At 58.0% G+C, this 24,593-nt stretch carries 23 protein-coding genes; 9 read left to right on the top strand and 14 right to left on the bottom strand.

What is annotated here, in order from left to right; all coding sequences use genetic code 11:
- Positions 1-129: 129 nt before the first annotated feature.
- The 3 genes from pfkA to FKM52_RS17945 all read left to right on the top strand — a co-directional run bounded on the left by pfkA (position 130) and on the right by FKM52_RS17945 (position 3,096).
- Positions 130-1,092 (top strand): 6-phosphofructokinase, encoded by a 963-nt coding sequence (gene pfkA, locus FKM52_RS17955; protein WP_141177529.1) that lies wholly within the window; start codon positions 130-132, stop codon positions 1,090-1,092.
- 140 nt (positions 1,093-1,232) lie between these two features.
- Positions 1,233-2,222: a sulfate ABC transporter substrate-binding protein gene (locus FKM52_RS17950; protein ID WP_141177528.1), complete on the top strand. Its 990-nt coding sequence runs from the start codon at positions 1,233-1,235 to the stop codon at positions 2,220-2,222.
- Positions 2,223-2,304: 82 nt separating this feature from the next.
- Complete coding sequence (locus tag FKM52_RS17945) at positions 2,305-3,096, top strand: CDP-diacylglycerol diphosphatase (RefSeq protein ID WP_141177527.1); 792 nt, start codon at positions 2,305-2,307, stop codon at positions 3,094-3,096.
- A gap of 4 nt (positions 3,097-3,100) precedes the next feature.
- Here the strand turns inward: FKM52_RS17945 and tpiA are convergent, their stop codons facing one another.
- Both tpiA and FKM52_RS17935 read right to left on the bottom strand, forming a co-directional pair.
- Positions 3,101-3,865, bottom strand: coding sequence for a triose-phosphate isomerase (tpiA, locus tag FKM52_RS17940; RefSeq protein WP_141177526.1), 765 nt, complete (start codon positions 3,863-3,865; stop codon positions 3,101-3,103).
- Between the two features lie 123 nt (positions 3,866-3,988).
- A complete protein-coding gene (locus FKM52_RS17935; protein WP_141177525.1) occupies positions 3,989-4,594 on the bottom strand; it encodes a DUF1454 family protein in 606 nt (201 codons plus the stop codon).
- Positions 4,595-4,698: 104 nt separating this feature from the next.
- Here FKM52_RS17935 and FKM52_RS17930 point away from each other — a divergent pair, with 104 nt between their 5' ends.
- Positions 4,699-5,133 (top strand): DUF805 domain-containing protein, encoded by a 435-nt coding sequence (locus tag FKM52_RS17930; RefSeq protein ID WP_141177524.1) that lies wholly within the window; start codon positions 4,699-4,701, stop codon positions 5,131-5,133.
- A 6-nt stretch (positions 5,134-5,139) separates the two neighbouring features.
- Here FKM52_RS17930 and fpr read toward each other — a convergent pair whose 3' ends face one another.
- On the bottom strand, positions 5,140-5,886 hold the full coding sequence (gene fpr, locus FKM52_RS17925) for a ferredoxin--NADP(+) reductase (RefSeq protein WP_141177523.1): 747 nt from the start codon (positions 5,884-5,886) through the stop codon (positions 5,140-5,142).
- 304 nt (positions 5,887-6,190) lie between these two features.
- On the opposite strand from fpr, the gene emrD reads away from it, so the two are divergent.
- Positions 6,191-7,369 carry a multidrug efflux MFS transporter EmrD gene (emrD, locus tag FKM52_RS17920; RefSeq protein ID WP_141177522.1) on the top strand — a complete coding sequence of 393 codons (1,179 nt, stop codon included), beginning with the start codon at positions 6,191-6,193 and terminating at the stop codon, positions 7,367-7,369.
- 3 nt (positions 7,370-7,372) lie between these two features.
- Here emrD and glpX read toward each other — a convergent pair whose 3' ends face one another.
- From glpX to FKM52_RS17905, 3 genes are all read right to left on the bottom strand, one after another.
- Positions 7,373-8,383 carry a class II fructose-bisphosphatase gene (gene glpX, locus FKM52_RS17915; protein WP_141177521.1) on the bottom strand — a complete coding sequence of 337 codons (1,011 nt, stop codon included), beginning with the start codon at positions 8,381-8,383 and terminating at the stop codon, positions 7,373-7,375.
- A gap of 96 nt (positions 8,384-8,479) precedes the next feature.
- Positions 8,480-9,994 (bottom strand): glycerol kinase GlpK, encoded by a 1,515-nt coding sequence (gene glpK, locus FKM52_RS17910; protein ID WP_141177520.1) that lies wholly within the window; start codon positions 9,992-9,994, stop codon positions 8,480-8,482.
- Positions 9,995-10,024: 30 nt separating this feature from the next.
- Positions 10,025-10,882, bottom strand: coding sequence for an MIP/aquaporin family protein (locus FKM52_RS17905; RefSeq protein WP_141177519.1), 858 nt, complete (start codon positions 10,880-10,882; stop codon positions 10,025-10,027).
- A gap of 449 nt (positions 10,883-11,331) precedes the next feature.
- Between FKM52_RS17905 and zapB the strand changes: the two genes are divergently transcribed.
- The gene (zapB, locus tag FKM52_RS17900) at positions 11,332-11,571 is read left to right on the top strand and encodes a cell division protein ZapB (protein ID WP_141177518.1); all 240 of its coding nucleotides are present in this window, start codon (positions 11,332-11,334) and stop codon (positions 11,569-11,571) included.
- A 138-nt stretch (positions 11,572-11,709) separates the two neighbouring features.
- Here zapB and rraA read toward each other — a convergent pair whose 3' ends face one another.
- The 7 genes from rraA to priA form a co-directional block, all read right to left on the bottom strand.
- Positions 11,710-12,195 carry a ribonuclease E activity regulator RraA gene (rraA, locus tag FKM52_RS17895; RefSeq protein ID WP_141177517.1) on the bottom strand — a complete coding sequence of 162 codons (486 nt, stop codon included), beginning with the start codon at positions 12,193-12,195 and terminating at the stop codon, positions 11,710-11,712.
- A 107-nt stretch (positions 12,196-12,302) separates the two neighbouring features.
- Entirely contained in the window at positions 12,303-13,226 is a 924-nt protein-coding gene (locus tag FKM52_RS17890) for a 1,4-dihydroxy-2-naphthoate polyprenyltransferase (protein WP_141177516.1), read from the bottom strand.
- Between the two features lie 157 nt (positions 13,227-13,383).
- A complete protein-coding gene (gene hslU / locus FKM52_RS17885; RefSeq protein ID WP_141177515.1) occupies positions 13,384-14,715 on the bottom strand; it encodes an ATP-dependent protease ATPase subunit HslU in 1,332 nt (443 codons plus the stop codon).
- Positions 14,716-14,726: 11 nt separating this feature from the next.
- On the bottom strand, positions 14,727-15,257 hold the full coding sequence (hslV, locus tag FKM52_RS17880) for an ATP-dependent protease subunit HslV (RefSeq protein ID WP_141177514.1): 531 nt from the start codon (positions 15,255-15,257) through the stop codon (positions 14,727-14,729).
- A gap of 90 nt (positions 15,258-15,347) precedes the next feature.
- Positions 15,348-16,223, bottom strand: coding sequence for a cell division protein FtsN (gene ftsN / locus FKM52_RS17875; RefSeq protein WP_141177513.1), 876 nt, complete (start codon positions 16,221-16,223; stop codon positions 15,348-15,350).
- Between the two features lie 175 nt (positions 16,224-16,398).
- Positions 16,399-17,424, bottom strand: coding sequence for a DNA-binding transcriptional regulator CytR (gene cytR, locus FKM52_RS17870; RefSeq protein ID WP_141177512.1), 1,026 nt, complete (start codon positions 17,422-17,424; stop codon positions 16,399-16,401).
- A 199-nt stretch (positions 17,425-17,623) separates the two neighbouring features.
- Entirely contained in the window at positions 17,624-19,819 is a 2,196-nt protein-coding gene (priA, locus tag FKM52_RS17865; protein WP_141177511.1) for a primosomal protein N', read from the bottom strand.
- A gap of 216 nt (positions 19,820-20,035) precedes the next feature.
- Here priA and rpmE point away from each other — a divergent pair, with 216 nt between their 5' ends.
- On the top strand, positions 20,036-20,248 hold the full coding sequence (rpmE, locus tag FKM52_RS17860) for a 50S ribosomal protein L31 (protein WP_104958924.1): 213 nt from the start codon (positions 20,036-20,038) through the stop codon (positions 20,246-20,248).
- 92 nt (positions 20,249-20,340) lie between these two features.
- Here the strand turns inward: rpmE and metJ are convergent, their stop codons facing one another.
- Complete coding sequence (gene metJ / locus FKM52_RS17855) at positions 20,341-20,658, bottom strand: met regulon transcriptional regulator MetJ (protein ID WP_038629044.1); 318 nt, start codon at positions 20,656-20,658, stop codon at positions 20,341-20,343.
- Between the two features lie 275 nt (positions 20,659-20,933).
- Between metJ and metB the strand changes: the two genes are divergently transcribed.
- Positions 20,934-22,094 carry a cystathionine gamma-synthase gene (gene metB / locus FKM52_RS17850; RefSeq protein WP_141177510.1) on the top strand — a complete coding sequence of 387 codons (1,161 nt, stop codon included), beginning with the start codon at positions 20,934-20,936 and terminating at the stop codon, positions 22,092-22,094.
- 3 nt (positions 22,095-22,097) lie between these two features.
- The gene (locus FKM52_RS17845) at positions 22,098-24,533 is read left to right on the top strand and encodes a bifunctional aspartate kinase/homoserine dehydrogenase II (protein WP_141177509.1); all 2,436 of its coding nucleotides are present in this window, start codon (positions 22,098-22,100) and stop codon (positions 24,531-24,533) included.
- Positions 24,534-24,593: the final 60 nt, after the last annotated feature.

The following is a 24,593-nucleotide window of genomic DNA, read 5'->3' as shown; positions in this document are numbered from 1 at the left end:
TGAATCAATTCAGCAACAGTGGTTTGATATACTATTTGCCATTATGAGTCGGTAAGATTGGGCACTAAGCGGGCGTCGAACTCTCCCGGCGTAACGAATTCACATCAAGTATTGAGTCCAGAGGTAGCCATGATCAAGAAAATCGGTGTACTGACAAGTGGCGGCGACGCCCCAGGGATGAACGCAGCAATTCGCGGCGTAGTGCGCTCTGCCCTGAGCGAAGGTCTGGAAGTATGTGGCATTTATGATGGCTATCTCGGCTTGTATGAAGACCGCATGATCGACCTGGACCGCTATAGCGTTTCCGACATGATTAACCGCGGCGGTACTTTCCTGGGTTCCGCGCGTTTTCCTGAATTCCGTAACGAAGAAACGCGCAAAGTTGCTATCGAGAACATGAAAAAGCGCGGCATCGATGCGCTGGTGGTAATTGGCGGCGACGGCTCCTATATGGGCGCGAAGCGTCTGACCGAAATGGGTTTCCCCTGCATCGGTCTGCCGGGCACTATCGATAACGACGTTGCCGGCACTGATTACACCATCGGCTATTTTACCGCGCTGGAAACCGTGGTTGAGGCGATTGACCGCCTGCGCGATACCTCTTCTTCGCATCAGCGTATCTCCATTGTTGAAGTCATGGGGCGCTACTGCGGCGATCTGACGCTGGCGGCGGCAATCGCCGGCGGCTGTGAGTTTATCGTACTGCCGGAAATCCCCTATACCCGTGAAGAGCTGGTTGCCGAGATTAAAGCAGGCATCGCCAAAGGTAAAAAACACGCAATCGTCGCTATCACCGAGCATATCTGCGATATCGATGAGCTGGCTAAATATATCGAGTCAGAAACCAAACGTGAAACCCGTGCGACGGTGCTGGGCCATATCCAGCGCGGCGGCGCGCCGGTAGCCTACGACCGTATTCTGGCTTCCCGCATGGGCGCCTACGCGATTGAGCTGCTGCTACAGGGCTACGGTGGACGCTGCGTTGGTATCCAGAATGAGAAAATGGTGCACCACGATATTATCGACGCCATTGAAAACATGAAGCGCCCGTTCAAAGGCGACTGGCTGGAAACGGCGAAAAAACTCTACTGATGGCTTCAGGGCGCTGCATGGTCAGCGCCTTTTTCCTCCCCTGTTATATTCCATAAAGTAATAAACTCCATTTTTTAATTCTTTAAAACGCCGCGCGCTTTATGTCACGCTTTCGTTAATAAACATTCGGAGAGCGTAAAATGAATAAGTGGAGTGTGGGTCTGGCGGTTTTACTGGCGTCAACCAGCGTACTGGCGAAGGATATTCAGCTACTGAACGTTTCTTACGATCCAACTCGTGAGCTGTATGAGCAGTATAACAAGGCGTTCAGCACCCACTATAAGCAGGAAACGGGCGATAACGTGGTGATCCGTCAGTCGCATGGCGGCTCAGGCAAGCAGGCGACCTCGGTTATCAACGGCATCCGCGCTGATGTGGTCACCCTGGCGCTGGCTTCGGACGTTGATGCTATCGCCGCGCGCGGCCGTATTGATAAAGCGTGGATCAAGCGCCTGCCGCATAACGCCGCGCCTTACACCTCCACCATCGTGTTCCTGGTGCGCAAAGGCAATCCGAAGCAGATTCACGACTGGCCAGATCTGCTGAAGCCGGGCGTATCGGTTATTACGCCGAACCCGAAAACCTCCGGCGGCGCGCGCTGGAACTATCTGGCTGCCTGGGGCTATGCGCTCGATCGGAACCACGGCGACCAGGCGAAAGCGCAGGAATTCGTCAAAGCGCTGTTTAAAAATGTCGAGGTGCAGGATTCCGGCGCGCGCGGCGCTACCAATACCTTTGTTGAGCGTGGTATTGGCGACGTGCTGATTGCATGGGAGAACGAGGCTTACCTGGCGGTGAACAAGCTGGGCAAAGATCAGTTTGAGATTATTACGCCGAGTGAATCTATTCTGGCGGAGCCAACGGTTTCCGTAGTCGATCGCGTGGTGGATGAACGTAATACGCGCAACGTTGCAAACGACTATCTTAACTACCTCTATTCGCCGGAGGGACAGGCGATAGCTGCGCAAAACTACTATCGTCCGCGTGATGCTGAGGTGGCGAAGAAATATGCCAGCACCTTTACGCCGCTGAAGCTGTTCACCATTGATGATAAATTTGGCGGCTGGACCGCCGCGCAGAAAGCGCATTTCGCTGATGGCGGCACCTACGATAAGATTATGCAGCGCTAAGCCGGCGGCTCCGTCTTTGCTACCGTGACGGTTCTCGCTGGCCGATGAGGATCGTCACCGGTTAAATACGGAGAAGTTGTTCATGCCTGGAACTGCCCGCACGCTAAAATACGTCGCGGTTGTTATTCTGCTCCTCCTGCTTACGCTCGCTTTCGCACTCTGGCGCTTTTATCACAATGGCAACGCGCTGTGGCAGATTATCAGCCAGCAATGCATCCCCGGTCAGCTGCAGCAGAACAATCCTTCCCCCTGCGAGCGCGTTGACGTCGCGCAGGGATTCGTTACGCTAAAAGATCGCAACGGTCCGCTACAGTACCTGCTGCTGCCGACGGCGCGTATCAGCGGCATTGAAAGCCCGGCGCTGCTCAAAAAAAGTACGCCTGACTTTTTAGCGCTGGCGTGGCAGCAGCGCCGCCTGCTGTCGTTACGCCACGGCGCGGCGCTGCCTGACAGCGCGATCGCGCTGAGCGTTAACTCGGAATTTGGCCGCACGCAAAATCAGCTGCATATACACATCTCCTGCCTGCGTTCCGATATTCGCCAACAGCTAAACCAGCTGGCGCGGCGGCTTGATAAGCGCTGGCGGCATTATCCGTTGGGCGATCGTGACTGGCTGATGCGTACCCTGACGGCGGCGGAGCTGACGCAGCAAAGCGGCTTCAGGCGACTGGCGTATGAGGTACCGCAGGCGCAGAGGGAGATGGGGAAATATGGACTGGCGCTGGCGGCGCTGCCGGACGGCAGGCTGGCGCTGATGGCGCTTAAGCGTGACGGGGTAAGGCTGAACAGGGCGACAGCGGAGGAGCTACAGGATCATCGGTGTGCGATTCTGCACGCGGCGACAGAACAACGGGCGGCGCCGGGCCGCCCGTAGATCATCAGGCTTTTGCCGCCGCAGCTGCCTTCACGATAACGGCGAAGGCGTCAGCCTTCAGTGAAGCGCCGCCAACCAGCGCGCCGTCGATGTCCGGCTGGGCGAACAGCTCAGCGGCGTTTTTATCGTTAACGGAACCGCCGTACTGAATAATGACCTGCTCAGCCACTTTCGCATCTTTTTTGGCGATATGGTCACGGATAAATTTATGTACCGCCTGCGCCTGCGCCGGGGTAGCAGATTTGCCGGTGCCGATGGCCCAGACAGGTTCGTAGGCGATTACCACGCCGTTAAAGGCTTCTGCGCCCTGCGTTTCCAGCACGGCGTCGATCTGACGTGCGCAAACTTCTTCGGTTTTACCCGCTTCGTTTTCCGCTTCGGTTTCACCGATGCAGAGCACCGGCGTCAGACCGGCAGCTTTCAGCACGGCGAATTTTTTCGCAATAAACTCATCGCTCTCTTTGTGATAAGTACGGCGTTCTGAATGGCCGATAATGATGTAACGCGCGCCGATATCTTTCAGCATTTCCGCAGAAACTTCGCCGGTAAACGCGCCGGACAGGTTAACGTCAACGTTCTGAGCGCCCAGTACGATCTGGCTGTCGCCCAGCGCCTGCTGTGCCTGATCCAGATAGATCGTCGGCGGGGCGATGGCGACGCCACAGCCCTGAACGGCGCTCAGCTCTTTACGCAGGCCATCGATCAGCTCGCTGACCATTTTTTTGCTGCCGTTCAGCTTCCAGTTACCCATAACTAACGGATGTCGCATCATATCCTCCACGTGTAACGCAATACCAGGAAAGTACACTGCCTGCAGGCAGCGCTGTCTGCCAGACAGTATAGAGATGTTGAACCTGAATGGCTTTGTTTTTCGTCATTTTTGCCGCGACGCTTACGGCTCCGATAGCGCAAGCTTAATCGGTTCAACGGCGAAGGTTAGCCCTTTTTCGCCGTTATCTGCTACCACAAAACGTAGCGCGCCCTCGGTCTGCGCGTAATAACGCGCGCCTTTGCCCTTGCTTAGCAGTTCGCCTAATCGCCTGCTGCACTCTTCCGGCGATCGGGTGGGAGAAAAGAAGCGCATCAGCGCGGTCATATAGGCGCGAGCCTTCTCTTCCGCCGCCTGCTCTTCCGGACCGGGAATCGGCAGCCAGGTGATTTGCAAGGTTTTTATCTTGCCGGTGCCGGGCTCCAGCGCGGTAGAGGCGTAAAGCGTTTCGCTAATTTTGCTGGCGGCGCGGGTTAAGTTGCTTTTATCGCGGCGGCTGTCGATGGCCCGATATTCGCTGAGCGGCAGCGTGGGGTTCGCCGCGTTATATTTTTCCCGAAACTGCGCAATACTCATGTCGAACGTCGGCGCGCCCGGCAGAAGATAGGGAGCGGTGGAGAGCGGTTGTTGACGAGCCGTCGCCTCATCGGCCCGCGCTATGCCGCCCTGGAATAGTAACGCAGCCAGTATCAGGATTGGCGTCAGCAAAGTGCCTGGCGCTTTCTTCATTTTTTCTGCCCTGTCCAGTAAACTCAGCCCAGATTAGAACGGTTTTTACCCGCCAAAGTCAAAAGCTGCGGCGGCCAATTTATAGTTTTCCTCGGGACGAAAAGATGACGCTACAGCAATGGTGTTTTTCCTGGCGCGGTCGCCTGGGACGACGAGACTTCTGGATTTGGCAGGTAGTCTGGCTGTTAACCATGACGGCGCTGTTCGTCCTCGCCGGCAATGGCCTGCTTGATACGCAAATGGCGGCTTTCTGCGTGGTGTGCCTGCTGTGGCCCGCCAGCGCGGTGCTGGTTAAGCGCCTGCACGATCGCAATCATCGCGGCTACTGGGCGCTGCTGCTAATCCTCGCCTGGGTATTGCTGGCGGGAAACTGGAATGTATTGGGCGATGGCTGGCAGTGGGCGCTGGGGCGTTTTGCGCCCTCGCTTATTCTGGTCATCATGCTGATCGAACTGGGCGTGCTGCAGGGATCGCCGGGCGAAAACCGTTTCGGCCAGGCGGCGCAGCGGGTAGATTTTTTCCGCAAACGCCGCGCCTGATATTGGCTACCAATAGTGTTCGCTGGTGATATGGCCCGGCTTGCGGCGAAGGTGTTTCTGCATCGCCCGCGTATCTTTCAGCAGCTGCTGGGTGTCGCGCACCATTTGCGGATTGCCGCACAGCATAATATGGCTGCTCTGCGCCTCTATCGGCAGCCCGACGGCGCGTTCCAGGCTGCCGTTTTCAATCAGCGCCGGAACGCGTCCGGTTAGCGAGCCTGGCGCCTCCTCACGGCTGACCACCGTCTGAATGCGCAGCTGACCCCGATAGCGCTCTGCCAGCTGCTGCATCAACGGCAGATAGCTTAAATCGGCGGCGTAACGCGCCGCATGCACCAGCACGATATGACGGAAACGCGCCAGCCCTTCGCCCTGCTGTAAAATTGAGAGATAGGGGCCGATAGCCGTACCGGTCGCCAGCATCCACAGCGTCTCGCATTCCGGCACCTCGTCCAGCACAAAAAAACCGGCGGCCTCTTTCGTCACCATGATTTGATCGCCCGGCTGGAGCGCGTGCAGCTTTGGGCTGAGCTTCCCTTCCGGCACGTTAACCAGGTAAAACTCTAAATCGGGGTTATCAGGGGCGTTGACATAGGAGTAGGCGCGCTGAACGCGTTCACCGTTGATTTCCAGCGCCAGCTTGGCGAACTGGCCGGCGGTAAAAGGAGCAACGGGCGCATTCACCTTGATGCTGAACAGACTTTCCGTCCAGTGCGTGACGTTGACTACATTGCCATTAACCCATTCAGCCATTGAGCTTTCTCCATCCAGTTAGCTTTGCGCCTATCTTCGCCACTCCGGGCGGCTTTTTCCAGCCCGTGCGCGGGCGGAAAGCTCTGAGCGACAAAAAACGGCGACACTTTGTGCGCCCGTATAGTTAGTTTTACAAAGAAGGGCAATTTCTGCTGCCACGCGGACAAAATAACTTTATGCCGCTGCCGTTCCTTTTCCGGCACAACCTGATATTTTTCCCGCCATCAATCCTTTTTTACCCGCTGATTAGCTGCGCAATCGCTGAATAGCGGGTTTTCATCCTGTAATTTTCTTCTGAGTCGTCATGAAAAGATTAGAAAACGGGCATCTGTTGCTGATGCTGATTGTGCTGGTGGCGGTAGGGCAAATGGCGCAAACCATTTATGTCCCGGCGATGTCTGTGATTGCGGAATCCCTTAACGTGCGCGATGGTGTAATACAGCGAGTTATGGCCGCTTATTTGATGACCTATGGCGGATCGCAGCTGTTTTATGGGCCGCTGTCGGACAGTATTGGCCGCCGCCCGGTGATTCTGGCGGGGATGAGCATCTTTATGGCAGGCGCGCTTGGGGCGCTGCTGGCGCCCTCGATTAACTGGCTGGTAGCGGCCAGCGCGGTACAGGGGCTGGGCACCGGCGTCGGCGGCGTCATGGCCCGCACCATGCCGCGCGATCTCTATTCCGGTCATGCGCTGCGCCGGGCGAACAGCCTGCTGAACATGGGCATTCTGTTTAGCCCGCTGGTAGCGCCGATGATTGGCGCGCTGTTAACCCAGACATTCGGCTGGCACGCCTGCTTTGTTTTTATGCTGCTGCTGTGCCTGTTGGTTACCGGCGCTATAGCGCGCTGGCTGCCGGAAACCCGCCCGCAGCAAAGCGAAACGCGTCCGCTGTTCTCCCGCTATGGGCCGCTGCTGCGCGATAGTATTTTTGTTCGCTATCTGCTGATGCTGATCGGCGCGCTGGCGGGCATCGCGCTGTATGAATCAAGCTGCGGCGTGCTGATGGGCGGAGCGCTGGGGCTGGATGCGATGACCATCAGCATTCTGTTTATCCTGCCGATTCCGGCAGCCTTTTTCGGCGCCTGGTTTGCCGGACGCGATGATAAAAGTTTTCACACGCTGATGTGGTATGCGGTGAACAGCTGCCTGCTGGCATCATTATTAATGTGGCTGCCGGGGTGGTTCGGCATTATGAATACCTGGACGCTGCTGGTGCCCGCCTCGCTGTTTTTCTTCGGCGCCGGCATGATGTTTCCGCTGGCGACCTCCGGCGCGATGGAACCCTACGCCTGGCTGGCGGGCACCGCCGGCGCGCTGATCGGCGGGTTGCAGAATCTGGGTTCTGGCCTGGCGGCCTGGCTGTCGGCGCTGCTGCCGCAGGACAGCCAGTTTAGTCTGGGCATGCTGATGTGCGCGACCACCCTGTTGATGCTGATATGCTGGTGGCCGCTGTCTAAAAATCCGCAGCCGCAGACCGTTTAGCCGTTACAGCAGCCACTGCTGCAGCGCCGTATCCTTACGATCCAGATAGTGAATTGACTGGATGCGGCGAATGGTGCGTGATTTGCCGCGGATTAGCAGGGTTTCGCTGGTGGCGATATTACCCTGACGCGTAACGCCTTTCAGCAGATCGCCGCTGGTAATGCCGGTGGCGGCGAAGATGACATTATCGTTGCGCGCCATCATCTCCAGCGTCAGCCGCTGGCTGGCGTCGATGCCCATTTGCCGGCAGCGCGCCAGCTCCTGTTCGCCGAGGCGACGATTTTCTTCGCTTGCGCCTTTCACCTGATGGCGAGGCAGCAGACGCCCCTGCATATCGCCATCCAGCGCGCGAATTACCGCCGCGGAGATTACCCCTTCCGGCGCGCCGCCGATGCCGTACAGCACATCGATTTCGCTGTCCGGCATACAGGTCAGAATGGAGGCGGCGACGTCGCCGTCGGGAATAGCGAAGATGCGTACGCCCAGCTGCTGCATCTGCTTAATCACCGCGTCGTGGCGCGGCTTCGCCAGAATAGTCACCGTCAGCTCGTTAAGCGTTTTGCCTGACGCCGCCGCGATATTTTTCAGATTGGTTTCCAGCGGCAAATCAAGATCGATATGGCCTTTGGCGGCGGGGCCGACAATCAGCTTCTCCATATACATATCGGGCGCGTGCAGAAACGTGCCTTTATCGCCCACCGCCAGCACCGCCAGCGCATTTGCCTGGCCCATCGCGGTCATCCGCGTGCCTTCGATGGGATCGACGGCGATATCTACCGCATCGCCGTTGCCGGTGCCGACCTTCTCGCCGATATAGAGCATCGGCGCCTCATCGATTTCACCTTCTCCGATAACGATCTGTCCGTCGATATCCACTTTATTCAGCATAATGCGCATGGCGTTGACCGCCGCGCCGTCAGCCTGGTTTTTGTCGCCGCGGCCCAGCCACTTATAGCCAGCCAGCGCTGCCGCTTCGGTCACGCGGGAAAATTCAATGGCGAGTTCTCGTTTCATCTCAGCCTCTGCAAAAACGAATGAGGCGAAAGTGTATCACAGCGGGGAGGGCGGAGAAGAAATGCCCGCACCGGCTGGCGGTACGGGCCTGAGGCATTACGATTCGTGATCTTCCCACGCCTGGGCGCGGGCGACGGCTTTTTTCCAGCCGGCGTAGCGATAGTTACGTTCGGTGGTTTCAATGCTGGGGCGGAATTCGCGCTCGATAACCGCCTTAGCGCGCACCTCTTCCAAATCCTGCCAGAAGCCCACCGCCAGCCCGGCCAGATAGGCGGCGCCCAGCGCCGTCACTTCACGCACTTCCGGCCGCTCAACGCGCGCGCCGAGAATATCGGCCTGGAACTGCATCAGGAAATTGTTGGCTACCGCGCCGCCGTCCACGCGCAGCGACTGCAGACGGGTATCGGCATCGTTTTGCATCGCCTCCAGCACGTCACGGGTCTGATAAGCGATAGATTCCAGCGTGGCGCGGATAATGTGGTTTGCATTGGCGCCGCGCGTCAGGCCGAACAGCGCGCCGCGTGCATAGGGATCCCAGTAGGGCGCGCCGAGACCGGTAAAGGCGGGCACCATATAGACGCCGTTTGAATCTTTGACCTTCATTGCAAAGTATTCAGAGTCAGCGGAATCGCTAATCAGCTTCATTTCATCGCGCAGCCACTGGATCGATGCGCCGCCGATAAATACCGCGCCTTCCAGCGCGTAGTTAACTTCGCCGCGCGGGCCGCAGGCGATGGTGGTCAGCAGGCCGTGAGTAGAGGTTACCGCCTCGGTGCCGGTATTCATCAGCATAAAGCAGCCGGTGCCGTAGGTATTTTTCGCCATGCCTGGCTGTACGCACAGCTGGCCGTACAGCGCTGCCTGCTGGTCGCCGGCGATACCGGCGATCGGAATACGGGTGCCGCCTTTGCCGCCGATGTTAGTCTGCCCGTACACCTCGGAGGAAGATTTCACCTCAGGCAGCATTTCACGCGGAATATCAAGGATATCCAGCATGCGCTGATCCCATTCCAGCTTGTGAATATTGTACATCATGGTGCGGGAGGCGTTGGTGTGATCGGTGATATGTACCCGGCCCTGCGTCATTTTCCACACCAGCCAGGTATCCACGGTGCCGAACAGCAGCTCGCCGCGTTTAGCGCGTTCGCGCGCGCCTTCCACATGATCGAGAATCCATTTTACCTTGGTGCCGGAGAAGTAAGGGTTAATAACCAGGCCGGTGGTATGCTGGATATACTCTTCCAGACCCTTTTTTTTCAGCTTTTCACAGTAGTCTGCGGTGCGTGGATCCTGCCAGACGATAGCGTTATAGATCGGTTTGCCGGACTCTTTATCCCAGACAATCGCCGTTTCGCGCTGGTTGGTGATGCCGATAGCGGCGATCTGGTCGGAACGAATATCCGCATGTGCCAGCACCTCTACCAGCGTGGAGCTTTGCGAAGCCCAGATGTCTAACGGATCGTGTTCAACCCAGCCCGCTTTCGGGTAGATCTGGGTAAATTCGCGCTGGGAAACCGCAACGATATTGGCGTCATGGTCAAGCACTACGGCGCGGGAGCTGGTTGTACCCTGGTCGAGCGCAACAATATATTTTTTATCTGCAGACATAATGATTTCCTGATGAGCAAAAGTTGAACAGGGTTACGCTTTAGGTTGTTCAGCACGGGTAACAGGCTTACTGGCGTCGCTTTTCTGCGTGACGTTAAGGTTGCACGGCAGATGACGACAGATCAGCGAACGATAGCCCCACGCGCCCAGACAGGCGCCTGCCAGCGGGCCGAAAATCGGCACCAGAAAATAGGGAATATCGCGTCCGCCGGTAAAGGCGACATTGCCCCAGCCTGCCAGCCAGGCGAAAATTTTCGGGCCGAAATCACGCGCGGGATTGAGCGCGAAACCGGTAAGCGGCCCCATTGCGCCGCCGATAATAGCGACCAGCAGGCCGATCAGCAGCGGCGCCAGCGGGCCGCGCGGTACGCCGTTGCCGTCGTCGGTCAGGGCCATGATTACCGACATCAGAACGGCGGTAATTACCAGCTCCACTAAAAACGCCTGACCTACGCTAATATGCGGGTTGGGATAGGTAGAGAAAACCCCCGCCAGGTCCAGGCTTTCAGCCGTGCCGCGCACCATCTGATGAGCGCTTTCATAATCAACGAACAGATTATAGTAGAGGCCGTAAACCAACGCCGCGGCGCTAAAAGCGCCGGCTACCTGGGCGATAATATAAGGGATGACTTTGCGCCCTTCAAAATTGGCGAACAGGCAAAGGGCGAGGGTAACCGCCGGGTTAAGATGCGCGCCGGATACGCCCGCCGTCATATAGACCGCCATTGAGACCGCGAGGCCCCAGATAATACAGATTTCCCACTGGCCAAAAGCGGCGCCGGCCAGCTTCATCGCGGCAACACAGCCAGCGCCGAAGAAGATGATCATGCCGGTTCCGAGGAATTCGGCAATGCACTGGCCCTTAAGTGTGCTCGTTGCTGTCTGACTCATAATGAAATTCCTGAAGGCGAGGTTAAATTTTATCAATCGTTGTTTTCATTCCATTGAACCACCCAAACAAATGTATGGCTGGTGTGAATTTATCGTTAACGCTCATAAACGAGAAATAGCGAAATTGAATTCTGTGTACTCCATCAAAAAAATGCGCGTTTTCGCGTCTTTTACCCTTCTGTAAAGGTTCTTTTAGCGGTCGCGCGCGCTGCGCAGTGCGCATTTTATTTAACAACGCGCAAATAATCTGAGATTCGCGTTCAGATAGCGTTTAAGCGCTCGGCATAAGCTGAAAATTGTTACATACTGCGCTTCACAACGGTTCGCCGCTGGACTTGGGCTGTGCGCCTACTTACAATCGGTATATCAGCATTTTCAACGGAGTTTTGTGATGTCTCGTCGTCTGCGGCTGGCATCATCAACGCCTTGCGATTAGGAGAAGTCATAGAATGTCATTTGAAGTATTCGAGAAACTGGAAGCGAAAGTCCAGCAGGCGATTGATACCATCACCCTGCTGCAGATGGAAATTGAAGAGCTGAAAGAGCAGAACAATACGCTGAGGAATGAAGTGCAGCAGGCCTCAGGCAACAGCGAAGCGCTGGTGCGTGAAAATCAGCAGCTGAAAGAAGAACAGGTGCAGTGGCAGGAACGCCTGCGGGCTTTGTTAGGTAAGATGGAAGAGGTGTAATCCTTCGGGGATGCTGCTTTCATCAACCATAAAAAACGGGTGCCTTCAGGCACCCGTTTTCGTTATCAATTTTAAACCACCTCCTGTGGAGGTGGTGATCCTTTATTGGTCATCCGCCGCGTTTGGCGCGGCGCGATGTTATTCGATATCCAGCGGATCTTCTGACAGGATGATGCCGGTGTTGTCCGCGTAAAGGTGATCGCCGGAAAAGAAGGTGACGCCGCCGAAGTTAACCCGCACATCGCTTTCGCCGATGCCTTCGCCCGCCGCGCCCGCCGGAATAGCGGCAATAGCCTGAATGCCGATATCCAGCTCTTCCAGATCGTCTACCTGGCGCACGGAACCATAGACGACGATGCCTTCCCATTCATTTTGCACCGCCAGCTGCGCCAGCGCCGCATCAACCAGCGCGCGTCGTACCGAGCCGCCGCCATCGACCAGCAGCACACGTCCCCGGCCGTTTTCTTCCAGCAGGTCGTATAACAGGCCGTTGTCCTCGAAACATTTTACGGTCGTAATTTGGCCGCCAAACGAGGTGCGACCCCCAAAGTTGGAGAAGAGTGGTTCTACCACGTTAACTTCTTCGTGATAGATGTCGCAGAGTTCGGAAGTATCATATTTCATAGGATTTTCGTCTGTTTGCCACAGGAGCGGTAAGTATATCGCTTTATCTGAGTTGTTGGCAAAATCATCAACCGCGCAAAAATTGCGTTATATCAGCAATCCGGCGATCAGCTGAGCAGTACGCCCACCGCAAACAGAATATTGGTCAAAAGCGCCGCCTTTACCGTTTTCTCCAGCATCGGGCGCATCGCCTGGGGCGACTTTTGCTGCAGGATATAGCGGCCCTGTTGCCACAGCAGCGGAACGACCAGCAAAAACAGCCAGCGTCCCCAGCCCTGCTGGCCGGACCAGGCGAAAACGGCGAAGCACAGCAGCGCGCCGCCCAGCAGCAGCGCATGATAGCGTCGCGCATGGTCTGCGCCGAGCCGTACCGCCAGCGTCATTTTCCCGCACTGACGATCCGTTTCTATATCGCGCAGATTGTTAATGTTCAGCACCGCCGCCGCCAGCAGGCCGCAGGCGGTGGCCGGCAGCAGAACCAGCGGCGGCAGGTTGTGGCTTTGCAGATAGAAGCTGCCGCCTACGCCCAGCCAGCCAAAGAAGATTAAAACGGACAGATCGCCCAGCCCCAGGTAGCCGTAAGGTTTTTTGCCCACGGTATAGGCAATAGCCGCAACCACGGCCAGCGCGCCCAGCAGCAGAAAGCTCAACACGTCGCCCAGCGTATGACAGGCCTGACTAATCAGCATGATGCCGCAGATCAGCGCCAGACTGGCTACCAGCATCATGCCTCTGCGCAGCTGCGGCAGCGTAATGATCCCTTTCTGAATGCCGCGCAGCGGGCCAAGCCGCTCGCTGCCGTCGCTGCCTTTCAGCGCATCGCCGTAGTCGTTAGCCAGGTTGGAAAGCACCTGCAGCAGACCGCTGGTAAGGAAGCAAAGCAGGGCGATGGTCAGGCTGAAATGATGTTGCCACCACGCCAGCGCGGAACCGGTCAGGATCGAGGCGAATGCCAGCGGCAGCGTACGCGGGCGCAGGCTTTCCAGCCAGCCCCGGAATTGAAAGGAAGTTATCCGTTGAATCTGTTCCATAAGCCTGCCCGCAGCGGGTGTAATTAAAAAGGAGTAGGCGCATTCTAAGGCGCTGCGCTATCTACCGCTTTAATCTTCGTCAAGTTGCCGGAGTTAAGGGAGAAGAAAGCAACAAAAAAGGAGGCCGTAGCCTCCTTTAACGCAGTAGTGATGTCGCTTACAAAATAAAGCGGCTCAGGTCTTCGTCGGCGACCAGCTGATCCAGATGCTGGGAAACGTAGTCGGCGTCGATAGTGATGCTTTCGCCGTTGCGATCGCTGGCGTCATAGGAGATATCCTCCATCAGGCGCTCCAGCACCGTATGCAGGCGACGCGCGCCGATATTTTCCGTAGTTTCGTTGACCTGCCAGGCGGCTTCGGCGATGCGGCGGATACCGTCATCGGTAAAGCTGATGCTCACGCCCTCGGTCGCCATCAGCGCCCGGTACTGAACGGTAACCGAAGCGCTCGGTTCGGTCAGAATGCGCTCGAAATCATTTACCGTCAGCGCCTGCAGCTCGACGCGGATCGGCAGACGGCCCTGCAGTTCCGGGATCAGATCGGACGGGCTGGCCACCTGGAAGGCGCCGGAGGCGATAAACAGAATATGGTCGGTTTTCACCATTCCGTGCTTGGTAGAGACGGTACAGCCTTCCACCAGCGGCAGCAGATCGCGCTGTACGCCTTCGCGTGATACGTCCGGGCCGGAGGTTTCGCCGCGCTTACAGATTTTATCGATCTCATCGATAAATACGATGCCGTGCTGTTCAACGGCGTCAATCGCTTCCTGCTTCAGCTCTTCCGGATTGACCAGCTTCGCCGCCTCTTCTTCGATCAGCAGCTTCATCGCATCTTTAATCTTCAGCTTACGCGGCTTCTGTTTCTGCCCGCCCAGGTTCTGAAACATAGACTGCAGCTGGCTGGTCATCTCTTCCATGCCCGGAGGCGCCATGATTTCTACGCCCATCGGCGCGGCGGCCAGGTTGATTTCAATTTCTTTATCGTCCAGCTGGCCTTCGCGCAGCTTTTTACGGAACGACTGGCGCGCCGCGGAGGGCTCGGCGCTCTGCTCCGGCTGGCCCCAGTTGTTTTTTGCCGGCGGGATCAGCGCGTCGAGAATGCGCTCTTCGGCCATCTCTTCAGCGCGATAGCGATTTTTCTCAATCGCCTGCATACGCACCATTTTCATTGCCGCATCGGTCAGATCGCGGATGATGGAATCCACTTCTTTACCTACGTAGCCGACTTCGGTGAATTTGGTCGCTTCGACTTTGATAAAAGGGGCGTTCGCCAGCTTGGCCAGGCGGCGGGCAATTTCGGTTTTACCGACGCCGGTAGGGCCAATCATCAGGATATTTTTCGGCGTAACCTCATGGCGCAGATCTTCATCCAGCTGCATACGACGCCAGCGGTTGCGCAGGGCGATCGCCACAGCACGCTTGGCGCCATCCTGGCCGATGATAAATCTGTTCAGTTCGCTGACAATCTCGCGCGGAGTCATTTCAGACATAATTTCGATCCTTACGCTTTGGAGGCTAATTCTTCAATAGTCAGATTGTGGTTGGTGTAGATGCAGATGTCACCTGCAATACCCAGGGATTTTTCAGCAATGTCGCGGGCGCTGAGCTCGGTATTTTCCAGCAGCGCGCGGGCAGCGGCCTGCGCATAGGGGCCGCCGGAGCCGATAGCGATCAGATCGTTTTCAGGCTGAATCACATCGCCATTGCCGGTAATAATCAGGGAGGCGTTTTCATCCGCTACCGCCAGCAGCGCTTCAAGCTTGCGCAGCATACGGTCGGTACGCCAGTCTTTAGCCAGTTCCACCGCCGCTTTCACCAGATGGCCCTGATGCATCTCCAGCTTGCGCTCGAAAAGTTCAAACAGAGTGAAAGCATCCGCTGTGCCGCCGGCAAAGCCCGCAATCACCTTGTCGTTGTAAAGACGGCGCACTTTCTTGACGTTGCCTTTCATTACGGTATTGCCGAGCGTAGCCTGGCCATCACCGCCAATCACTACCTGGCCGTTGCGTCGTACACTTACTATCGTTGTCACGGGCAGACCCCTTGTTACAGTGGAAAAAAGGCTCCGCGCTGCGTGGCGCGGAGCATAATGCAACAAGATATGGGGCAGCTTTAGAGGGTTTCAACCCCCAAGAGCAAGAGGAATACAGCTGGAGTGGCCGGCGCTGCGCAGGCGCTTCAGGGTATTATCGACGCTGGCGCGGCTGTTATAAGGGCCGATCACGACGCGATTCCAGCCGCCGCCGGTGGTAATGCGGCTTTCAAAACCTTCGAAGGCCAGCTGGGCGCGTACCGACTCCGCCTGTTCGCTGCCTTTAAAAGAGCCGCACTGCACCATCCAGCGCTGGGATTTCTCTTTTTCCACCCTGGCCTTAGCGGCTTCCTGCGGTTTGGCGCGGCTGCTTTCCTGCGGTTTCGGGGCGGCAGCCGGCGTACGCGGCTGCGCCGGCTGGCTGTGTTGCTGCTGGGCGCGCTGTTGCTGCGCCTGTTGCTGTTGCGCGCGTTGCTGCTGCAACTGTTGCTGCTGTTGACGCTGTAGCGTTTGCTGGCGCTGTATCGGCGTCTGTTCGTTCCACGGCACTTCGTTCAGCTGGGTCGGCTCCTGGCGCATATCCGCCTGCATCTGTTCCAGCAGCTGACGCTGCTCGTCGGTAAGCTGCGTTTGCGATTTAATTTCGCCGCCTGCGGAGGGCTCTTTCGGCGCCGGCACGGTAACCTGCCGATTTTCCAGCTCTTTAATATAGCGCCAGCGCTCTTCAGGTTTAGGCGGCAGCCCGTTGCCGGTCGCTTTATGATCGGGTATCACCGGCGTTTCTTCTTTTTTATGATGGGCGATAAACCACAGCCCGCCAACGAAAGTCACCAGTACGGCAACCGCCAGCCCGATCATCACCTTAGAAATACCGGCGCTGCCGTTACGCTTTTTGCTGCGGCTGTTGCCTTTCTTGCGACGCGTCCCTGTCGAACGCCCGCGGCCTACGTAATCTTTTTGTGCCACTAATCGTTCCGCTAATTCAAAGAAGAAAATGCCTGCCGGACGAGCGGGCGCTGAAACGGGCGCGCCGCAGCTATCCGGCTGTCAGCCCGCCATGTTACTCAAGGGCTGGAAGTTTGACCAGCAGTGAGTCGTTTAAGAATTTGCTGAAACTGCCTGAACGGCGGCACGCGGCGGTTTAACTGGCGTGTATCGTGCTTCCGCGCAGCTTCAGCTCAAACTCCAGCAGCCGCGAGCCGTTGCGTACCATCTTACCCTGCAGCTGCTCCAGCAGCAGCAGCATCGCTTCGCGTCCCAGTGCAAAACGCGGCTGCGCGACGGTGGTGAGCGGCGGATCGCTGTAGCGGGATAGTTCGATATCGTCAAACCCAATCAGGGAGATGTCGCGCGGAATGCGCAGGCCCATGCTTTTCGCCTGCGACATCGCGCCCAGCGCCATAATGTCGTTGTGACAAAACAGCGCTTCCGGCGGCTGAGGCTGCGCCATCAACCGTTTAAAGGCGGCGGCCCCCGCCTCGAAGGTAAAGTCGCCGCGCACGATATAGCGCGGCTCGACATCCTGGCCGTGACGGCGCAGCGCCTGGATATAGCCCTGCAGGCGATAGTGGCTGAGCGGCATCTCTTCCGGCCCGGCGATGCAGGCGATACGGCGGTGGCCAAGCTGCCACAGATGATTGACCGCTTCGAAAGCCGCCGTCAGATTATCGATATGCACCGTCGGCAGCTCCAGGTCCGGCGCGAACTCGTTCGCCATTACCATCGGCGGCAGGTTGCGCTGCTCCTCTACGCCGGTATCGAAAGGCACCTGCGAGCCTAACAGCACCATGCCGTCGATTTGGCGCGTCAGCATCAGGCTGAGAAAGGTTTTTTCCTGCTGGTTTTGGTGCGCGCAGTCGCCGATCAGCACCAGATAGCCTTCCGCCGCGGCGGTGACCTCCACGCCACGTATAATTTCGCTGAAAAAGGGATCGCAGATATCGGGCACAATAACCAGAATAGTGCGCGATTCGCTGCGCCTGGCGTTGCGCGCCAGCGCATGGGGGGAATAGCCTACCTCAATTACCGCCTGTTCGACTTTCTGACGGGTTACCGCCGAAACCTTCTCAGGATTCATCAGCGCGCGCGACACGGTGGCGGTTGAGACTCCCGCCCGTTCAGCCACATCTTTCATCGTCGCTGCCGTCGACGCCTGGTTCTGCTCCAACGCTTTTCTCCTCGCATCGGCTGCGCCGATCTGACTTGCTGTCCGTTATGTTTCGTCAGGCTGCGCTTGTTGCGGCTAAAGCTGACGGTCATCACATTTTTAACAGATTGTCCGGAGGGCCGTTACCCAAATTGCATAAAAATTGTGACTTATCCGAGGTTTTTCGATCCAGCTCGCAAACTTTCGCGCCGGACGCCGCTTAGCTTTCCGTCGGATCGATATCCAGCGTCCATTTTACTTTACGCGCCAGCGGCAGGGTAGAAATCAGCGGCAGCGAGCTTTTTAACAGCTGTTGCAGACGAAGACGCGCCGGATGCTGCAGTAAAAGCTGCCAGCGATAGCGTCCGCTGCGTTTTGCCTGCAGTGCCGGAACCGGCCCCATTATCCACAGCGTTTCGTCGCGCAGCGGGCTCGCCTCCAGCAGGTTGCGCAGCTGATGTAAAAAGGCGGCGGCCTGTTGATTGTCATGATCTTCGGCGCGGAACAGGGCATGGCTGGTAAACGGCGGCAGCTGTACGCTTTTGCGCTCATGCAGCGTCTGGCTGGCAAAGGCGTCATAGCCCTGATGCAGCAGGATCTGCAGCAGCGGATGTTCCGGGTGATGGGTTTGCAACAGCACTTCGCCCTGTTTGCCGGCGCGTCCGGCGCGTCCGGCGACCTGAGTATAGAGCTGGGCGAAACGCTCCGCCGCCCGGAAATCGGCGGAGAACAGGGTGCCATCCACATCCAGCAGCGATACCAGCGTCACGTCAGGAAAATGGTGCCCTTTCGCCAGCATTTGCGTACCGATAAGAATACGCGCGCCGCCGCGAAATACGTCGGCCAGATGCTGCTCCAGCGCGCCTTTGCGGCTGGTGGTATCGCGATCGATACGCGACAGCGGCACGGCGGGAAACAGGCCCTGCAGATTATGCTCCAGCTGCTCGGTGCCCAATCCTACCGGAACCAGATGCGTGGAGCCGCACTGCGGACACTGGCGCGGCACCGGACGCTGGCTGTCGCAGTGATGACAGCGCAGCTGGCGCTGTTGCTGATGCAGCGTGTAGTAGTGATCGCAGCGCGGACATTCGGCGGTCCAGCCGCAGTCGTGGCACAGCAGCGCGGGCGAAAAGCCGCGGCGGTTAAGGAACAGCAGCACCTGATTATCCGCCTGCAGATGCAGACGCATACGCTGTATCAGCGCCGGAGAGAGGCCGCCCTGCAGCTGGACGCCTTTTAAATCGATCAGCTGCTGGGTAGCCTGGCGGGCATTGCCGGCGCGTTTACTCAGGTTGAGCTGACGATACTTGCCGCTCTGTACGTTATGCAGCGTTTCCAGCGCGGGCGTCGCCGATCCCATCACAATGGGAATGTTTTCCTCACGCGCCCGGAACACCGCCAGATCGCGGGCGTGATAGCGCCAGCCTTCCTGTTGCTTATAGGAGCTGTCATGCTCTTCATCAATAATAATTACGCCCGGACGGGCAAAAGGCGTGAACAGCGCCGAGCGGGTGCCGATAACGATAGCGTTTTCCCCCTGGCGCGCGCGCAGCCAGACGGCCATACGCTCGCTGTCGTTCAGGCCGGAGTGCAGCACATCGATCGGCGCGTTAAAGCGCGCGCGGAAGCGGGAAATAGTTTGCGGCGTCAGGCCGATTTCCGGCACCAGCACCAGCGCCTGTCGGCCCCGGCTCAGTACGTTTTCCAGCACGCTGAGGTAGACCTCGGTTTTACCGGAACCGGTAATGCCTGCCAGCAGCCAGGGCGCGAACTGCTCATCCTCACTGCGAATAGCGCCAACCGCCATCGCCTGTTCGGTATTGAGACGCAGCCGGTCGCCATTGATGCTGAAGCTGGCGCGCCACTCCTCCCTGGCGGGCAGCTGTTCGCGCAGATCGCACAGCCCTTTCGCCCGCAGCGCCTGTAATGCCTGATCGGCCAGCTGGTGCTGCGCGATTTCATGGCGGTAAAGCGGCTGCTGACGCAGCGCGGCCAGCGCCTGCTGCTGTTTGGGAGCACGCTTCAGGCTTTCCGGGGCGGTTTCGCGCCCCCGTTCGGTGATAAACCATTGCCAGAGCGGCGTCTCCTGCGCCGGTTTACCCTGACGCAGCAGCACCGGCAGGGCATGAAACAGCACTTCGCCCAGCGGATAATGATAATAATCCGCCGCCCAGTGCAGGATGCGCCAGAGGGAAGGTGGGAACAGCGATTCACTGTCGATAACTTCCTGCACGCTTTTCAGCTGCGCTTCCGGCAGATCGCTCTGCTCGCTGAACCCTACCACGATGCCGACCATCTTACGGTTGCCGAAAGGCACGCGCACGCGGCCGCCCGGCACGGGATGCAGGTGAGCGGGAAGCAGGTAATCAAAGCTGCGCGCCAGCGGAACGGGCAGCGCGACCTGAGCAACGGGCATGAGGTTATCCGTAAACAGAGTTGGACGGCGTAGTGTACACCGGGTCGCCATAAATGTGCGGATTCGATTGCATCGGGCGGTTATTTTCTGTATAGTTCGCCGCCTTTGATGCAGAAAAAAGTATCAAAAATCACCAGAATCTTTAATCCACGTGTGGTGCCGGCGCAGGTTTTTCCTGGCGCGGGAGAGCGACACGGCCTTTACTGAGGTTATCCCATGAAACAAGGTATTCATCCTAACTATGTTGAAATTACTGCAACTTGTTCTTGCGGTAATGTGATCAAAACCCGTTCTACCGTTGGTCACGATCTGAACCTGGACGTGTGCGGTAAATGCCACCCGTTCTACACTGGTAAACAGCGTGTTGTTGATACCGGCGGCCGTGTTGAGCGCTTCAACAAACGCTTCAGCATTCCGGGCAGCAAATAAGTTTCCCGGCAGACGCTACCCTGGTTTCAGCGGAGCGGATGCAAGAAAAAACCCAGCTTCGGCTGGGTTTTTTTATGGGCGCAACCGACGGATTAATATTCCCAGGTATCGGGATCTTTCCCCAGTTCACGCATAATTTTCTTCGCCTCTTCCGGGATTTCATCGCTGCGCTCTTTACGCAGATCGACGTCGTCCGGCAGCGGCTGCCCGGTAAAAGCATGCAAAAATGCTTCGCACAGCAGTTCGCTGTTGGTGGCGTGACGCAGATTGTTTACCTGACGGCGCGTACGCTCGTCTGTCAGGATTTTTAATACTTTCAGCGGAATAGACACGGTAATTTTTTTAACCTGCTCGCTCTTCTTACCATGCTCAGCATAAGGGCTGATATATTCGCCATTCCATTCAGCCATGAGTTACCTTAATTATTAAAAGTGAAAGTGCCGGAAATCAGCCAATTATGCCCGATCTTTCCACGTCTCACTAATTAAAGTCAGCATATAACAGCCGCTTTGCCGGTTGAGGTAAGACGTTTTACAGCAGGGCAATGTCCCGCAATTTTAGCGGTTATTGCGCCTTTGCTCAATCTATACGCAAAGACATTTAGATGTCCAGATGTATTGACGTCCAGAAGCGAGATGTTATCCTGTGAGCCTTCTTTCAGGCCCTTTCAGGAACAGTAAGCACCATGACGCGCAAACAGGCAACTATCGCAGTACGTAGCGGTTTGAATGATGACGAACAGTATGGCTGCGTTGTCCCGCCGATCCACCTTTCCAGCACCTATAACTTCACTGATTACAACCAGCCGCGCGCCCATGACTATTCGCGCCGGGGCAATCCGACGCGCGATGTGGTGCAGCGGGCGCTGGCTGAGCTGGAGGGCGGCGCCGGGGCGGTGATGACTAATACCGGCATGTCGGCGATTCATCTGGTTTGTACGCTGTTCCTGAAGCCCGGCGATCTGCTGGTGGCGCCGCACGACTGCTACGGCGGCAGCTATCGCCTGTTTGACAGCCAGAGCAAACGCGGCGCATACCGCGTGAAGTTCGTCGATCAGGGCGATGCTGAAGCTTTGCAGGCGGCGCTGGCGCAGAAGCCGAAGCTGGTGCTGGTGGAAAGCCCCAGCAACCCTCTGCTGCGCGTGGTGGATATCGCCGCCATCTGCGCCGCCGCGCGCGCCGCCGGCGCGGTGAGCGTGGTGGATAACACCTTTCTCAGCCCGGCGCTGCAGAATCCGCTGGCGCTGGGCGCCGATCTGGTGCTGCACTCCTGCACCAAATATCTCAACGGTCATTCTGACGTGGTAGCAGGAGCGGTGATTGCCAAAGAGGCCGGGACAGCGACGGAGCTGGCCTGGTGGGCGAATAATATCGGCGTAACCGGCTCCGCCTTCGACAGCTACCTGCTGCTGCGCGGTATGCGCACGTTAGGCCCGCGCATGGCGGCGGCACAGCGTAACGCGCTGGCAATTATTGATTATCTGAAGCAGCAGCCGCTGGTGAAAAAGCTGTATCATCCTTCCCTGCCGGAAAACCCTGGCCACCAGCTCGCAGCGCGCCAACAGCGCGGTTTCGGCGCGATGCTAAGTTTTGAGCTGGATGGCGATGAAGCGCGCCTGCGCCGTTTCCTGAAGGCGCTGGAACTCTTTACCTTGGCGGAATCGCTGGGCGGCGTAGAAAGTTTAATTTCCCATACCGCGACCATGACCCATGCCGGGATGTCTGCGGAAGCGCGAGCGGAGGCCGGTATCTCCGACGCCCTGCTGCGCATATCGGTTGGGATAGAAGATCACGAAGATTTAATCGCCGATCTGGATCAGGCATTCCGGGCGGCGGTCGAGGATTAACAGATGAGTATTTCAGCCACAGCGGGCGCGTCGAACAGCAGGCAGCTGCATAAATTTGGCGGCAGCAGCCTTGCTGATGTCAGCTGCTATCAGCGCGTTGCCGGCATTATGGCCGATTACAGCCAGCCTGGCGATCTGATGGTGGTTTCCGCCGCCGGCAGCACCACTAACCAACTGATCGGCTGGCTGAAGCTGAGCCAGAGCGATCGGCTGTCGGCGCATCAGGTACAGCAGAGTCTGCGCCGTTATCAGTCCGATTTAATTAAGGGCCTGCTGCCAGCGGATATCGCCCAGCCGCTGCTGGCGCGCTTTATTCAGGATCTGGAGTACCTGGCCGGTCTGCTGGACGGCCAGATTACCGATGCGGTTTATGCCGAAGTGGTGGGGCACGGCGAGGTGTGGTCGGCGCGCCTGATGGCGGCGGTGCTGCAACAGCGCGATCTGGCGGCCTGCTGGCTGGACGCGCGTGATTTTCTGCGCGCCGAGCGTGCGGCGCAGCCGCAGGTTGACGAAGGAAAATCCTGGCCTCTGCTGCAGCAGCTGATGACGCAGCACGCGCATCAGCGCCTGGTGGTTACCGGCTTTATCTGCCGTAACGACGCCGGCGAAACGGTACTGCTGGGGCGTAACGGTTCTGACTATTCCGCCACCCAGATCGGCGCGCTGGCAGGTGTCAGCCGCGTTACTATCTGGAGCGACGTAGCGGGGGTGTACAGCGCCGATCCGCGCAAGGTTAAGGATGCCTGCCTACTGCCGCTGCTGCGTCTGGACGAGGCCAGCGAACTGGCGCGCCTGGCGGCGCCGGTGCTGCATGCCCGCACCCTGCAGCCGGTTTCCAATAGCGATATCGATCTACAGCTGCGCTGCAGCTACCAACCGGAGCAGGGATCGACGCGCATTGAGCGCGTGCTGGCTTCCGGTACCGGCGCGCGCATCGTTACCAGCCATGACGATGTCTGCCTGATTGAGATTGAGGTGCCGCCGCAGCACGATTTTGCGGCGCTGCATAAGGAGGTGGATCATCTGCTGAAGCGTGCGCAGATTCGTCCGCTGGCGACCGGCGTGCACAGCGATCGCAGCCTGCTACAGCTCTGCTACACCTCCGAGGTGGTTAACAGCGCCTTCGAACTGCTGCTGGAAGCGGGGCTGCCGGGGCGCCTCCAGCTGCGTGAAGGGCTGGCGCTGGTGGCGCTGGTCGGCGCCGGCGTAAGCCGTAATCCGCTGCACAGCCATCGCTTCTGGCAGCAGATTAACGATCAGCCGGTAGAGTTTATCTGGCAGTCGGAAGAGGGTATCAGCCTGGTGGCGGTGCTGCGCGTCGGCCCGACGCAGCATCTGATCCAGGGGCTGCACCAGTCGCTGTTCCGCGCCGAGAAACGCATTGGCCTGGTGCTGTTTGGTAAAGGCAATATCGGTTCACGCTGGCTGGAGCTGTTCGCTCGCGAGCAGAAAAGCCTCTCTGCGCGTACCGGCTTTGAATTTGTGCTGGCGGGCGTGGTGGACAGCCGCCGCAGCCTGCTGAGCTATGACGGGCTGGATGCCAGTCGCGCCATGGCGTTTTTTGAGGATGAGGCGGTTGCGCAGGATGAGGAATCGCTCTTCCTGTGGATGCGCGCCCATCCTTATGATGATTTAGTGGTGCTGGACGTCACCGCCAGTGAGTCGCTGGCTGAGCAATATCTGGATTTTGCCAGCTACGGTTTTCATGTGGTGAGCGCAAATAAAGTCGCTGGCGCATCGGGCAGCCATCGTTGGCGCCAGGTGCGCGACGCCTTTGCCAAAACCGGACGCCACTGGCTTTATAACGCGACGGTAGGCGCCGGCCTGCCGGTCAACCATACGGTGCGCGATCTGCGAGAGAGCGGCGATACTATTCTTTCTATCAGCGGTATTTTTTCCGGTACGCTCTCCTGGCTATTCCTGCAATTTGACGGCACGGTGCCCTTTAGCGAGCTGGTGGATCAGGCGTGGCAGCAGGGGTTGACCGAACCCGATCCGCGCGTCGATCTTTCCGGGCTGGACGTGATGCGCAAGCTGGTGATTCTGGCGCGCGAGGCGGGTTACGATATCGAGCCCGATCAGGTGCGCGTCGAGTCGCTGGTGCCTGCGGGCGGCGAAAGCGATTCTGTCGATCACTTCTTTGAAAACAGCGAGGCGCTGAACGAGCAGATGCTGCAACGGCTGGAGGCGGCGCAGGAGCTGGGGCTGGTGCTGCGCTACGTTGCGCGCTTCGACGCTAACGGCAAGGCGCGCGTTGGTATCGAGGCGGTGCGTCCTGAACATCCGCTGGCGGCGCTGCTGCCCTGCGATAATGTGTTTGCGATTGAGAGCCGCTGGTATCGGGATAATCCGCTGGTGATCCGCGGGCCGGGCGCCGGGCGTGACGTGACGGCGGGGGCGATACAGTCCGATATTAACCGGCTGGCGCAGCTGCTGTGAGGTAAGTAAAAAACGGGTGACATTGGTCACCCGTTTGTTTTTCAAGCTGTCCGTCAGGCG

Origin of the sequence: Mixta tenebrionis, assembly GCF_006517625.1 — a bacterium.
GTDB classification, from domain to species: domain Bacteria; phylum Pseudomonadota; class Gammaproteobacteria; order Enterobacterales; family Enterobacteriaceae; genus Mixta; species Mixta tenebrionis.
Note: the sequence above shows the minus strand (reverse complement) of the source record. Positions and strands in the feature narration are given on the sequence as shown.